This is a genomic window from Micromonospora sp. NPDC049679, from assembly GCF_040659735.1.
GTDB lineage: Bacteria > Actinomycetota > Actinomycetes > Mycobacteriales > Micromonosporaceae > Micromonospora_I.
This window is the reverse complement of record NZ_JBFANZ010000008.1, coordinates 77,328-90,156: the sequence shown is the minus strand read 5'-3', so window position 1 is coordinate 90,156 and position 12,829 is coordinate 77,328. Positions and strand designations below refer to the sequence as shown.

Sequence of the window (12,829 nt, the reverse complement as noted above, 5' to 3'; positions counted from 1 at the left end):
AGCCAAAAGATCTGGACGGCGATGTCGAGAACTGGTGACCGGCTCCGTCCCTGGGGTGAACCGTGACCAGAATGGGTCGCACCAGGATCGAGGAGAACCACGATGGCGAAGTACCTGCTGCTCAAGCACTACCGCGGCGCGCCGGCTCCAGTCAACGACGTGCCCATGGACCAGTGGACGCCGGAGGAGATCTCGGCGCACGTGCAGTACATGAACGACTTCGCGGCCCGGCTCGAGAAGACCGGCGAGTTCGTCGACGGCCAGGCGCTCGCCCCCGAGGGGACGTTCGTCCGGTACGACGGTGAGGGGCGCCCGCCGATCACCGACGGCCCGTTCGCCGAGACCAAGGACCTCATCGCCGGCTGGATGGTGATCGACGTCGACAGCTACGAGCGCGCCGTCGAGCTGGCCGGGGAACTGTCGGCGGCCCCCGGGGCGGGCGGCAAGCCGATCCACGAGTGGCTCGAGGTGCGCCCCTTCCTGACCGCGCCACCCACCATCATGGAGTGACCTGATGGACGAGGCCCTGCTCCGGAGCCTCCCGCCGAGCGTGCTCGGCATCCTCGTCCGCCGCGGAGCCGACTTCGCGGCGGCCGAGGACGCCGTGCAGGACGCGCTGATCGAGGCGCTCCGCGTCTGGCCGGCCGACCCGCCGCGGGACCCGAAGAGCTGGCTGGTCACCGTCGCTTGGCGCCGGTTCCTCGACGCGACCCGGGCGGACGCCGCCCGCCGCCGGCGTGACCTCGTCGACGAGGAGCCGGCGCCCGGGCCCGTGCCCCCGGTGGACGACACGCTCCAGCTCTACTTCCTGTGCGCCCACCCGTCGCTGACGCCGTCGTCCGCGGTCGCGCTCACGCTGCGCGCCGTCGGCGGGCTGACCACCCGCCAGATCGCCCAGGCCTACCTGGTGCCCGAGGCGACCATGGCGCAGCGCATCAGCCGGGCCAAGCGCACCGTCTCCGGCGTGCGGTTCGACCAGCCCGGCGACGTCGCCACCGTGCTGCGCGTCCTCTACCTGGTCTTCAATGAGGGCTACTCCGGCGACGTCGACCTCGCCGCCGAGGCCATCCGGCTCACCCGGCAGCTCGCGGCCGCGATCGACCACCCCGAGGTGGCGGGGCTGCTCGCCCTCATGCTGCTGCACCACGCCCGGCGCGCCACCCGGACCGCTCCCGACGGGAGCCTGGTGCCGCTCGCCGAGCAGGACCGCGGCCGATGGGACACCGAGTCGATCGCCGAGGGCGTCGAGATCCTGCAGGCGGCCCTCGCCCGCGACCGGCTGGGCGAGTTCCAGGCCCAGGCCGCCATCGCGGCACTCCACGCTGACGCGCCCACCACCGAGGAGACCGACTGGGTGCAGATCGTCGAGTGGTACGACGAGCTCGCGCGCCTGACCGCCAGCCCGGTCGTCCGGCTCAACCGCGCGGTGGCCGTCGGCGAGGCCGACGGAGCGCGCGCCGGGCTGGCGGCGCTCGCGGCGCTGGACGACTCACTGCCCCGCCACGCGGCGGTGGCGGCCCACCTGCACGAACGCGACGGCGATCTGGCCACGGCGGCACGGCTGTACGCCGAGGCGGCCCAAAAGGCACCCAACCTCGCCGAGCGCGACCACCTGACCCGCCAGGCCGCCCGCCTCAACGCCCGCCGAGGTCGCTGACGGATCGCGTCACGGGCGCTTGCCTCCCCCGGACCGCCCGCGGGTCCCCACCATGAACGATAGGGCGTTTGATGTAGTTGTCGGCCCCTCGGCATCCGGATCCCGGCGCTGGCGGCGAGGTGCTTGAGCCGGGAGTTGCGGCATGCCGACCCATCCGCGCGCCGAGGGTGTCGCGCAGGACCGGGCCATCGAAACGGCGTCGACCGCACGATCCACGGCCCTGCCACGGAGGGCGGCAGTGGGACGAGGACGACCTCGCCGCCGTTGCCGCGCACCTGCAGGACGCGATGTCCGTGTTCCTCTCCGAGGGTCGCCGATGTTGGCGCCGCAGGGTTTCGAAGAAGCTCCGGATCCACGCCGAGCCCCTTCGCCAGAGGGCTGCGGGGCACCCCCGAGGGCCGCCAGCGAAGCCAGCGGCCCTCGAACAGCGATGCACTGACATCGGCAGATCCGGTCGTCTCGGACGCGCTGTCAGCGGCAAATCCGGTCGTCCCAATTGCGGATCGAACCTGCGCTCGGAGAGAATCGCCGATGGACAATTGACGTCGCCACAGCAAGATGATCCCGATGGACGACGCCACGGCTGAGGGGTCAACCACGCCGACTCCGCGCTGGCCGCCCAGGCCCACATCGAGGACGAAGTCCGCAAGACTGTCGGACCCGTCAGGCACGATGAGGGCATCAACGGCGCCCGAGTGCGGCAGGAGCGGGACCTTGTGTGCATAGGGTGGGCGCGGCTGGAACGTACCCGGTAGCTCGCCGGGGCTTCGCACGGGCTGACAGCGGGCATCGAACTGGATCGTCACGAGGGCGCGAAGGTGGATCGTCATGGCAGGGACCCGGCAGATCCTGTTCATCCAGGGCGGCGGCGCGGGCGCGCACGACGAATGGGACGACAAGCTGTTCGACAGTCTGAGGCGGGAGCTCGGGGACGGGTACGAGGTCCGCTACCCGCGCATGCCCGACGAGGACGACCCGAGCTACGCCAGGTGGAGCGCGGCCATCCGGCGTGAGATGACGGCCTTGGACGACGGCGCGGTCGTGGCCGGCCATTCGGTGGGCGGGACGATCCTCATCAACGCGCTCGCCGAGCGGCCACCGGAGCCGGAGCTCAGGGCGATCGTGCTGATCGCCGCTCCGTTCCTCGGTGTGGGCGGCTGGCCCGGCGACGAGTTCGAGCTGCCGCACGACCTCGGCGCGAGGCTGCCGCAAGGCGTGCCGGTGTATGTGTTCCATGGACTCCAGGACGAGACTGCCCTACCGTCGCATGCCGACCTGTACGCCCGTGCCATCCCGCAGGCACAGCTGCACCGGCTGCCCGGCCGCGATCACCAGCTGGACAATGACCTGAGCGAGGTGGCGAAGACGATCAGTTCTGACGACCTCGGACCCGTCACCCAGGGATAGCCAAGAGCCCACAGCCCTTCTGATCAACAGTCACGGCCTCGGCGCTCGGGTGCCTACACACGAGGTCAGCCTGCTGCCGCCATCAACGATGCCTGACACCAGCGGGCCGCCACCGAAGTTCCACGAAACGCGGTCAACCTCGCGGCACGGATCATCCCGAATCAGCTCTCAAGCTGCACCGGCTCACCCTTTCATCCGCAAGATCGGATGCACTGTCATCGGCAGATCCGGTCGTCTCGGACGCGCTGTCAGGGGCAGAAGTACGCATTTGACCTTGTGCTCGGATCGCCGGATGCGGGCACCGCACGAATCGACGGGCTTCCCCGCGCTGGTCTCGGGCCTGCTCTGCCCAATCCGAGAGCTCATATAGTCGGGCAGTGAACATGGAACAGGTCCGGCAGGCATATGCGTCCGTCGCAGCGCTCTACATCGGACTGTTCGGTACAAGCCAGCAGGTACACGCCGACGACCTCGCCTTCATCGGGCGACATCTGGCGAGCCGACCTGGCACGGTGCTCGATCTGGGCTGCGGGCCTGGCCATATCACCGGTTACCTTCGATCGCTGGGCGTCGACGCAATGGGAATCGACATGGTCCCCGAGTTCATCGCGCATGCGCAGGCGGCCCACCCGAGCGGTAGGTACCAAATCGGGTCGATAGAAAACCTCGACGTTGCCAACCACTCCATCGCCGGCATCCTGGCCTGGTACTCGTTGATCCATCTACCGCCGCAAAATCTCGACAGCGTGCTCGCTCAGTTCCGGCGAGCGATATGCCCGGCCGGAACGTTAGTGCTTGGTCTCTTCGACGGTGACGAGGTCGCCGCCTTCGACCACAAAGTCGTGACCGCCTATCGCTGGCCCGTTGACGAGATCTCCGAGCGACTGACGCGAGCCGGCTTCACGGAAGTTGAGCGCCTGCAGCGGCCCAGCGAAGGCACTCACCGACCGCACGCCGCCATCGCGGCAATCGCGAGCTAAGGGTGAGCTGAGTCGGCGAGCCTCCGTGCTCGCTCATCGGCACGACCGCTCGCTTCGCGGCAGACATCCCATGTCTTTCGATGCCAAGAGGTGGACTGAACTCGGCGAGGATCCGGGCGCCGAGGACCACCCGAGGCCGGGCTGGCTCAGGTAGTAGTCAGCGTCCCGGTGCCGGCCAGAATGGTCGATTACCACCTGCCCGTGCTGCTCGACCTCGGCGTTGAGCCCCGCGATCAGCCGACGTGGGTGGTCACGATGGCCGCATAAACGGCTTGGACGGCGTCTGGCTGGCGCAGCTGCCCTGCGCGCACGCTGTTGCTGCAGGTTCGCGGCTTTGGCGTCTCACCGCACAGAAACGGGGCACGTCATCCCATCAGCTGTCCAGCCTCCTCACGACCCGCGGCGCACGGTCTGCCGCAAGACCTCGAAGGCCTGATGAGTGGAGTGCTGACCCGCCAGCCGCTACCGGAGCCATCCCGCAGCCAGCAGGCTGACAGAACCCATTAGATGAGTGCGTGTGACCTGGGGAAAAATCGGATCGCACCACTGGCACGATCATGCGAACGTGGCCGCATGCCGCAACCGACCTTGCGCACTGACCGTCTGTTGCTGGTTCCACTTGCCGACCGGCACCTCGATCTGGAAATCCAGCTCGACTCGGATCCGGAGGTGCTTCGCTACATCAGCGGCCGGGCGCGATCCAGGGACGAGGTGGTCGCATCCCATGCGCAGAGGATGGCCTTGGCAGGCAAGGTGGTCGGCTTGGGCTACTGGATGGCGTTCGGGTCTGATGGCGGTGCGCGTGGCTCGACGCCGCCGGCACGTGAGGACGAGGGCGAGTTCGTTGGGCTCATGATGCTTCCGCCAGCGCACGGCCCCGACCAACCTGACGACCCCACCGTCACAGACCTCGGTTACCGCCTCGACCGTCGGTACTGGCGGAAAGGCTTGGCCAGCGAGGCATCCCGCGCCCTGCTGCGGCATGCCTTCGACACCGTCGGGCAGAGCCGGGTGATCGCGCAGACCATGGCCGTGAACGCCGGGTCTCGGGGCGTGATGGAGGCCATCGGCATGCGGTACGTGCGCACGTACTTTCCGCGCTGGGATGACCCGCTGCCGGGAGCGGACTTGGGTGAGATCGAGTACGAGATGACCCGCGGGATGTGGGAGGCGTGTCGTGGCGCTTGCTGAGGCAGGAATTCGTGGGCACGGGGTGGAGAGCAGCCACTGAACGAGTCTCACGTGTCCAGCTGTCGCCGTCGGTCACCACCATGTCGCCGATCGCGCTGTCGCGCATCTCCCGCGCTGCGGTGGTGAGCGTGTCGTCGCCGTCATGAGCTCTCCGACCGTTGTCATGGTGCTCCCCTCTCGGTGTCGGCGCGGCGGTCTACCCGCCACCCCGGTCGGGGTAGCGTGGCCGGAATCAGCGGTGGCGCAGCCTGCGCCGCAGGTCGTAGAAGCCGTTGCTGGACAGGCCGTAGAAGAGCGGGAGCAGGAGCAGGACGACCAGCGCCGCCGGCACGCTGACCAGCCAGCCGGCCACGCCGGCGGCGGCGTACGCCATGATCCCGAGCAGTGCCCGGAGCCGCTCGACGGCGAAGAACCGGGGCGTGACGTGCCGTTGCAGTAGCTCGCGGTGCCGGCTGAGGTAGTGGTAGAGGCAGAGCCAGGCCGCCGAGAGGATCACCCCGACCAGCCCGTACAACGCCACCGCGACGCTCTCGTCGAACCGGTCGCCCACCTCCACCGACTGGGAGACCACCGCGGTGACGAACGGCAGCAGGGCCACGCCGAACAACACGCCCAGATTCGCCCAGTGCAGCCCGCGGTCGGTGTAGCGGATCCGGTGGAAGGTGCTCTTGTGGTTCAGCCAGTTCACCGCGACGTAGAGGTACGACGTGAGGTAGGCCAGGTAGACCGGCCAGCGGGTGAGCAGCGCGTGCAGCAGCCCACCCGGCGGTACCTCCGGAGTGCGCAGGTCGAGCACGAGCAGCGTGATGATGATGGCGAAGACGGCATCGCTGAACCCGATCGCCCGGACGGTGTCCGAGCGCAGGCCGGAGTCCTCGACGTCCTCAGCGTCCCGCTGATCCCGGTCGCTGTCCATCGGCGGACGCATACCCACCGTCGGCGACTTCATGCGGTGATCCAACGTCGGGAACCCGGGCCGCCGAGCGGTGCCGCCGTGGCGGTCGGTGGACCGGTCCGCCCGCGAGGTCACCCGCGTGGGGAGCATCCCGTGGACGGCGGCAGCACATGCGGGTGACGATGACGAGCGCTGCGGCACGGACTGGCCACGCGAACGAGGACTTCACCGGCGCCGTACCGACGGCAGCGGTGCTGAGCGACGGCGCCGGCATCTCCGGCACCGAATCGATCTGCCGACACGGCGTGGCCTGGTATGCCAGCCGCCTGGGAGGCAGCCTCCTCAACCTCTTGTCACTCGTGCGGGACCGCAGCCTTTCGGCGCTGCTCGCCGAGGCCATCGAGCAGGTGACGGACGATCACCGGGACACCTGCGACGTCGCCGACCCCATCAGTCCGTCCGCGACCGTAGCCATCCTGCGCCGGTCCGACGGCCTCATCGAGCACCTGGTGCTCGGTGACTCGGTCCTCGTGCTCGACAGAGCAGACGGTGCGCCGCTCGTCGTCTCCGATCCCCGGGAGGTGATCATCAGCCGGTCGTACCGATCCGCGCTCGAGGCCGCTGCCGAGGGTAGCGACGAGTACCACCGAGTCCTCCGAGAACTGCGCGCCAACCGGAACCAGCCGGGCGGCTTCTGGCTGGCCAAGGACGACCCGCGGGCGGCAGACGAGGCGATCACCGGAAGCTGTCCGATCTCCGAGCTGACCGGTGCCGTCCTGCTCAGCAATGGAGCCAGCCGCATCGTTGACCGGTTCCGGCTCGCCGACTGGCCAGGGGTCATGGCCGTCCTAGCGTCGAGCGGACCCGCCGAAATCGTCCATCGTGTCCGGCAGGCGGAGGCGCGCCACGCGGTGGCGGCGGACGATGCGACGATCGCACACTGCACCGACCTCGGCGAGGCCTGACCGTCGCCAGCGGAGCGTGCCCGGCCGCCTGCGTGGTATGACTTACTGCCGCCGGCCACCCTGGGGCAGCGGTCGACCGCCTAGTAGCGCACATCCGCTCGTCAGCAGAAGCGGATGCGAGGCGCCGCCGTCGAGTCGTCGCTGGCGTGACCGAGGCGGCACGGTCATGCCGATGAGCGGTTGCGTCGGGAGCGGTCGACCAGCGTGCGGCTGGCATGCCAGACGGATAGACGAAGGGGGTAGTTCTCGGGCGTTCCCCGGACTGAGGTTCGCTGTCGCCACCGTCGTCCCGACGCGGCGGTTGACGTCTCCGCACACTGCGACTTGGCGCAACCCCGAGTTCGTGATGGGCGACCTCATCCGGCGGAATCAGTCGTCAGCGCTCCGCCTGTCATGCAAGCGCCGCCGGCGATCGGACAGGGCTGTCGTTCACTGCCCGAGAGGGCGGTAGCGGAGGTGTACGACGCCGTTTCGGAATCGGCGCTCATCGAGGAGCTCAAGGTCGGTGCGCATGCCGGTCGGCAGCCCTGGCTTGCCCCCGCCGACGACCACGGGCCAGACGAACAGCTGACATTCGTCGACCAGCCCGGCCTTGAAAGCCTGCGTCGCGAGGTTGGCACCTCCTACGGTGAGATCGCTGCTGGCCGTGGCCTTCAGTTCGTGTACCGCGGCGGGGTCGAAACGGCGTTCGAGTCGGGTGTCGGCAGTTGACACCGCGGGCAGGGTCACGGAGTAGACGACTTTGCTCGCCGCCTGCCAGGCGCGCGCGAAGTCGGCCGTAAGGTCGGACTGTGCGGCCAGAGCGGTGTCGGTCTCCCAGACGGCCATCATTTCGTACAGTCGCCGCCCGTAGAGGAACGTGCCCACGGACCGCAGGAGGTCGGTGGTGAACGCGAATACCTCGTCGTCGGGTGGGAACCAGTCGAAGGCGCCGCGTTCGTCCTCGATGTAGCCGTCAAGCGACACGTTCGTCACGTAGATCAGCTTTGCCATGCCTCTACCTCTCGATCGAGACCGCAGAATCTCCCGCTCCCATCCCATTATCCAGAACGTAGTCACCGCGCAGTAGTTGGCCGCGCACGGATCGCGGCAGAAGCGTGCACCCGCCCATCAGCGCGGGCTCAAAAGACGGCCGGAAAGTTAGGAACGAGTGGTCTGCGATGCGGTTCGGCTGAAGCAGCGTTTACCGGGCGTTCGAGGGGCGCGACGCGGCGTCGTCAAGGTGGAGGGCCAGAGGCGTCACTCATATCCCATGGCCGGGATGACCTTGCCGAGTGATTCTTCGATGAACTCGCGGGTTTCGTCGTCGAATTGGTCGTTGCGGTTCGTCAGCTTGTGCGACTGAAACGTTGAAGGGGTGGCGAAGTCGTCGACGTAGAGCCGTTCGAACAGGGCGCGGCGCTGCCCGGGCCAGTCGGCTGCGAGATCTTCTGCTTTCACCTCGATGTATCGCCTGCCCGTCAGGTCGACCGTGTTCGTCCAGGTGAGCCATCGGTGGTAGACCGGCTTGAGGTAGGCGAGCGCGCCGTCGACGGTGGGCGGTGCCCATGGCTGGGCCAGGTGGGATGCGAGCACTGAGACCGGGTGACGCTTGATGTGCACGATGGTCGCTTCGGGGACCAGTTCCCAGAGGAACTCCATGCACAGCAGGTTGAACGGTGTCTTCTCGCACCAGGTCGGCTTGCCCGCGTCGGCGGCTGCTCCGCCGAACATGGTGTCGATCAGGCCCCGCAAAATTCCGAGCAGTTCGCCCCGGTCGCTGAAATACCTGGGAAGTACCCGCCGACGGCTCAGCGGCTCGAACGGCCCAGCAGGCCGGTCGGCGTTCCCGAAGCCTTCCGCGGGCGCAGGTTCGTCGTATGTGTACGCGATCAACTGCGGCCAGAGCTGTTGCACCGCGTCCCGGTAGCGCCGCTCGCCGACCAGCTCGGGAACGGTTTTGCCGCGATCGTCGCGCCGGCCGGGCACTCGTACGGTGAGGAAGTCGCTCAGCCGGTGCAGGGCGTCCTCACCGACGGTGGGGTCGTATCGATCGGTGAGCGCGTCGACCAGGTCCCGCAGGCCACCCGGGTCGATGAGAAACCGGGTCTCCATGGGAATCCGATGGATCAGCGGATGTTCGCCGATGATGTCGGCGATCCGTGACGTTCCCGAACGACCCGTACCCGCAACGAAGATCGGTGAGGGGAAAGGCATGGCGAGGAGTCAAATTCTCAGCCCTGCGCCTGTGCAAGCCATTTATCTCCTTCACACGCTGCTACGGGCCGGACCCGCACCCGCCGCGCCGAGTGCCTGCCGGACGGCCGCCTCCAACAAGCGAGCAACGAATTATCCACGCTTCCCAACGCGCCGCATCCCCCACACACTGATGCACTGATCTCGGCATGTCCGGACACCGATCACCGCAGCCCCTCGTGACGCTGCCGGGCGCGCGCATCGCAGCTACTTAGAGACTTTCCGCAGGATCGATGTCCGGCGCATACGAGATCTTGTCGAACTCGCTGCCCGCTGCACTCGGTGACCGGCTACTGCGATGAGGCACTGACCTGCAGAAGCGCGATGGTGGCGGAGCCATTCGGCGCGCGTTGTCGGCGGCAGAAGGGGATGTCCACGGGGTTCAGCCGCGGCTGGCGTACAGCGCAGTGGTGGCTCGCCGAGCATCCGCTCCAGGAGGTTGCTATCGACGGGACGGGGGTGGGATGACGACCACCGACACGTCCGCACCACCCCTCCCCAGTAAGTACCCGTCCCTAAAGAACGGATGCCTCCCACCCAGGATCGGGTGAGAGGCATCCGTTCTAGTTACTCCACTTGGGATTCGTCAACGCCGGGCTACCGCTGCGAAGTCCTCACGGGAGACATGCGGTAACTTCCCAAGTTCAGCTGCAGCCGGAGGTCGAGCCGCAGCCCTCGCAGACGTAGCAGCTGCCGGCGGGGCGCATCTTCGTGCCGCAGGTGAAGCAGAGCGGCGCGTCGGCGGCCTTGCCGATCACGGCCTCGAGCAGTTCGGTCGACGAGCCGACCCGCTGCGTCGGGGTCGCGACGGGCGGCGGCGTCTCCTCGACGTCCTCCACCTTCGCCTCGATGGGCGCCGAGGCGGCCATCTCGGTCAGGTCGATCGCGGCCTCGGCCTCGGCCTCGGCCCGCAACTGCGCGGACCGCTCCTTCGCCGTGAAGATCCCCAGCTCCGCCCGCCGCTCGTACGGCAGGAAGTCCAGGGCCAGCCGCCGGAAGATGTAGTCCATCACCGAGGCGGCCATGCGGATGTCCGGGTCGTCGGTCATGCCGGCCGGCTCGAAGCGCATGTTGATGAACTTGCTGACGTACGTCTCCAGCGGCACGCCGTACTGGAGACCGATCGAGATGGCGACGGAGAACGCGTCCATCACACCGGCGAGCGTCGAGCCCTGCTTCGACATCTTGAGGAAGACCTCGCCGAGGCCGTCGTCCGGGTAGGACGAGGCGGTCAGGTAGCCCTCGGCGCCGCCGACCGAGAAGGAGACCGTCTCCGACGGACGCTTCTTCGGCAGCCGCTTGCGCACGGGCCGGTATTCGACGACCTTCTCGACCGCCTTCTCCGGCTCGGCCTTCACCACTGCCTTGTTCGGCTTCGCCACCGACAGCGGCTGACCCACCTTGCAGTTGTCGCGGTAGATCGCCAGGGCCTTCAGGCCGAGCTTCCAGCCCTCGAAGTAGATCTTCTCGACGTCCTCGACGGTCGCCGCTTCCGGCATGTTGACCGTCTTGGAGATGGCGCCGGAGATGAACGGCTGCACGGCGGCCATCATCCGGACGTGACCCATCGGCGCGATGGAGCGCTCGCCCATGGCGCAGTCGAAGACCGGGTAGTGCTCCGGCTTCAGGCCGGGGGCGTCGATGACGTGGCCGTGGTCCGCGATGTGCTCGACGATCGCCTCGACCTGCTCCTCGGGGTAGCCGAGGCTGCGCAGGGCGCGCGGAACGGTCTGGTTGACGATCTGCATCGAGCCGCCGCCGACCAGCTTCTTGAACTTGACGAGCGCCAGGTCGGGCTCGACGCCGGTGGTGTCGCAGTCCATCATCAGGCCGATGGTTCCGGTCGGCGCGAGCACCGCGGCCTGCGAGTTACGCCAGCCCGACTTCTCGCCGATCTTGTTGCCCTGCGTCCACTGCTTGGTCGCCTCGCGGACGATCGCGGTGGCGGTGGGGTTGGACGACTTGATCTCGTCGTTGGCCGCCGCGTGCTTGCGCATGACCCGCTTGTGCGGCTCGGCGTTACGGGCGTACCCGTCGTAGGCGCCGACGATCCCGGCCAGCTCCGCTGAGCGGCGGTAGGCGGTGCCGGTCATCAGCGAGGTGATCGCCGCGGCCACCGAGCGTCCGCCGTCCGAGTCGTAGGGCAGGCCGGTGGCCATCAGCAGCGCGCCGAGGTTGGCGTAGCCGATGCCGAGCTGCCGGTAGGCGCGGGTGGTCTCGCCGATCTTCTCGGTCGGGAAGTCGGCGAAGCAGATCGAGATGTCCATCGCGGTGATGACGAACTCCACCGACCTGACGAACTTCTCCACCTCGAAGCCACCGTCGGCGCGGAGGAACTTCATGAGGTTGAGCGAGGCCAGGTTGCACGAGGAGTTGTCCAGGTGCAGGTATTCCGAGCACGGGTTCGACGCGGTGATCCGCCCGGTCTCCGGGCAGGTGTGCCAGTCGTTGATCGTGTCGTCGTACTGCAGGCCCGGGTCGGCGCACTCCCACGCCGCCTGGGCGATGGTCCGGAACAGCCCCTTGGCGTCGACGGTGTCGATCACGGCGCCGTCGAGCCGGCCGCGCAGCGCGAACGAGCCCTCGTCATCGACGGCACGCATGAACTCGTCCGAGACGCGCACCGAGTTGTTGGCGTTCTGGTACTGGACGCTGACGATGTCGGAGCCGCCCAGGTCCATGTCGAAGCCCGCGTCCCGCAGGGCGCGGATCTTGTTCTCCTCGCGCGCCTTCGTGATCACGAACTCTTCGATGTCGGGGTGGTCGACGTCGAGAATGACCATCTTCGCCGCCCGCCGGGTCGCCCCGCCGGACTTGATGGTGCCGGCGGACGCGTCGGCGCCGCGCATGAAGCTGACCGGGCCGGAGGCGGTGCCACCGCTGGAGAGCAGCTCCCGGGAGGAGCGGATCCGGGACAGGTTGACGCCGGAGCCGGAGCCCCCCTTGAAGATCAGCCCCTCCTCCTTGTACCAGTCGAGGATCGAGTCCATCGAGTCGTCGACCGAGAGGATGAAGCAGGCGCTCACCTGCTGCGGCGACGCCGTGCCCACGTTGAACCAGACCGGCGAGTTGAAGCTGAACACCTGGTGCAGCAGCATCCAGGTCAGCTCGTGCTCGAAGATCTCCGCGTCGGTCGAGGTGGCGAAGTAGCCGTGCTGCTCCCCCGCGGCCCGGTAGGTCTTCACCACGCGGTTGATCAGCTGCTTGAGCGACCACTCGCGCTCCGAGGTGCCGACGGCGCCCCGGAAGTACTTGGTGGTGACGATGTTCGCCGCGTTGACGCTCCAGAAGTCCGGATACTCCACGCCGCGCTGCTCGAAGTTGATCGAGCCGTCACGCCAGTTCGTCATGACGACGTCGCGCCGCTCCCAGGCCACCTCGTCGTACGGGTGGACGCCCTCGGTCGTCCAGACCCGCTCGACCTTCAGCCCGGCCGCACCCCCGGCGCGTACCCGTCCCTTGCTCGCGGTCACACCTTCCCCCGCCATCTCATCCGCCC

The 12,829-nt window shown here is 68.1% G+C and carries 10 protein-coding genes and 1 pseudogene; 6 read left to right on the top strand and 5 right to left on the bottom strand.

Annotated elements, in window-relative coordinates:
- Nucleotides 1-102: 102 nt before the first annotated feature.
- From AB0J06_RS07860 to AB0J06_RS07840, 5 genes are all read left to right on the top strand, one after another.
- On the top strand, nucleotides 103-510 hold the full coding sequence (locus AB0J06_RS07860; protein ID WP_357425856.1) for a YciI family protein: 408 nt from the start codon (nucleotides 103-105) through the stop codon (nucleotides 508-510).
- A 4-nt stretch (nucleotides 511-514) separates the two neighbouring features.
- Nucleotides 515-1,657: a DUF6596 domain-containing protein gene (locus AB0J06_RS07855; protein WP_357425854.1), complete on the top strand. Its 1,143-nt coding sequence runs from the start codon at nucleotides 515-517 to the stop codon at nucleotides 1,655-1,657.
- A gap of 828 nt (nucleotides 1,658-2,485) precedes the next feature.
- Nucleotides 2,486-3,064 (top strand): alpha/beta fold hydrolase, encoded by a 579-nt coding sequence (locus AB0J06_RS07850; protein ID WP_357425852.1) that lies wholly within the window; start codon nucleotides 2,486-2,488, stop codon nucleotides 3,062-3,064.
- Nucleotides 3,065-3,441: 377 nt separating this feature from the next.
- A complete protein-coding gene (locus AB0J06_RS07845; RefSeq protein ID WP_357425850.1) occupies nucleotides 3,442-4,044 on the top strand; it encodes a class I SAM-dependent methyltransferase in 603 nt (200 codons plus the stop codon).
- A 573-nt stretch (nucleotides 4,045-4,617) separates the two neighbouring features.
- Entirely contained in the window at nucleotides 4,618-5,235 is a 618-nt protein-coding gene (locus tag AB0J06_RS07840) for a GNAT family N-acetyltransferase (protein WP_357425848.1), read from the top strand.
- 58 nt (nucleotides 5,236-5,293) lie between these two features.
- On the opposite strand, the pseudogene AB0J06_RS07835 reads toward AB0J06_RS07840, so the two are convergent.
- Nucleotides 5,294-5,377: pseudogene (locus AB0J06_RS07835) on the bottom strand (CBS domain-containing protein); the annotation flags it as partial.
- Nucleotides 5,378-5,467: 90 nt separating this feature from the next.
- On the bottom strand, nucleotides 5,468-6,184 hold the full coding sequence (locus AB0J06_RS07830) for a TMEM175 family protein (RefSeq protein ID WP_357425846.1): 717 nt from the start codon (nucleotides 6,182-6,184) through the stop codon (nucleotides 5,468-5,470).
- A 116-nt stretch (nucleotides 6,185-6,300) separates the two neighbouring features.
- Between AB0J06_RS07830 and AB0J06_RS07825 the strand changes: the two genes are divergently transcribed.
- The gene (locus AB0J06_RS07825) at nucleotides 6,301-7,095 is read left to right on the top strand and encodes a protein phosphatase 2C domain-containing protein (RefSeq protein ID WP_357425844.1); all 795 of its coding nucleotides are present in this window, start codon (nucleotides 6,301-6,303) and stop codon (nucleotides 7,093-7,095) included.
- Between the two features lie 429 nt (nucleotides 7,096-7,524).
- On the opposite strand, the gene AB0J06_RS07820 is transcribed toward AB0J06_RS07825, so the two are convergent.
- From AB0J06_RS07820 to AB0J06_RS07810, 3 genes are all read right to left on the bottom strand, one after another.
- Entirely contained in the window at nucleotides 7,525-8,088 is a 564-nt protein-coding gene (locus tag AB0J06_RS07820; protein WP_357425841.1) for a dihydrofolate reductase family protein, read from the bottom strand.
- Nucleotides 8,089-8,334: 246 nt separating this feature from the next.
- The gene (locus tag AB0J06_RS07815; protein ID WP_357425839.1) at nucleotides 8,335-9,189 is read right to left on the bottom strand and encodes a sulfotransferase; all 855 of its coding nucleotides are present in this window, start codon (nucleotides 9,187-9,189) and stop codon (nucleotides 8,335-8,337) included.
- A 785-nt stretch (nucleotides 9,190-9,974) separates the two neighbouring features.
- Nucleotides 9,975-12,818, bottom strand: coding sequence for a vitamin B12-dependent ribonucleotide reductase (locus AB0J06_RS07810; RefSeq protein WP_357425837.1), 2,844 nt, complete (start codon nucleotides 12,816-12,818; stop codon nucleotides 9,975-9,977).
- Between the last annotated feature and the right edge of the window lie 11 nt (nucleotides 12,819-12,829).

Excerpts from the sequence above, each read along its gene's own strand:
- AB0J06_RS07860 (WP_357425856.1), top strand. The coding sequence starts at position 103 with ATGGCGAAGTACCTGCTGCTCAAGCACTACCGCGGCGCGCCGGCTCCA.
- AB0J06_RS07855 (WP_357425854.1), top strand. The coding sequence starts at position 515 with ATGGACGAGGCCCTGCTCCGGAGCCTCCCGCCGAGCGTGCTCGGCATC.
- AB0J06_RS07850 (WP_357425852.1), top strand. The coding sequence starts at position 2,486 with ATGGCAGGGACCCGGCAGATCCTGTTCATCCAGGGCGGCGGCGCGGGC.
- AB0J06_RS07840 (WP_357425848.1), top strand. The coding sequence starts at position 4,618 with ATGCCGCAACCGACCTTGCGCACTGACCGTCTGTTGCTGGTTCCACTT.
- AB0J06_RS07830 (WP_357425846.1), bottom strand. The coding sequence starts at position 6,184 with ATGAAGTCGCCGACGGTGGGTATGCGTCCGCCGATGGACAGCGACCGG.
- AB0J06_RS07825 (WP_357425844.1), top strand. The coding sequence starts at position 6,301 with ATGCGGGTGACGATGACGAGCGCTGCGGCACGGACTGGCCACGCGAAC.
- AB0J06_RS07820 (WP_357425841.1), bottom strand. The coding sequence starts at position 8,088 with ATGGCAAAGCTGATCTACGTGACGAACGTGTCGCTTGACGGCTACATC.
- AB0J06_RS07815 (WP_357425839.1), bottom strand. The coding sequence starts at position 9,189 with ATGGAGACCCGGTTTCTCATCGACCCGGGTGGCCTGCGGGACCTGGTC.
- AB0J06_RS07810 (WP_357425837.1), bottom strand. The coding sequence starts at position 12,818 with ATGGCGGGGGAAGGTGTGACCGCGAGCAAGGGACGGGTACGCGCCGGG.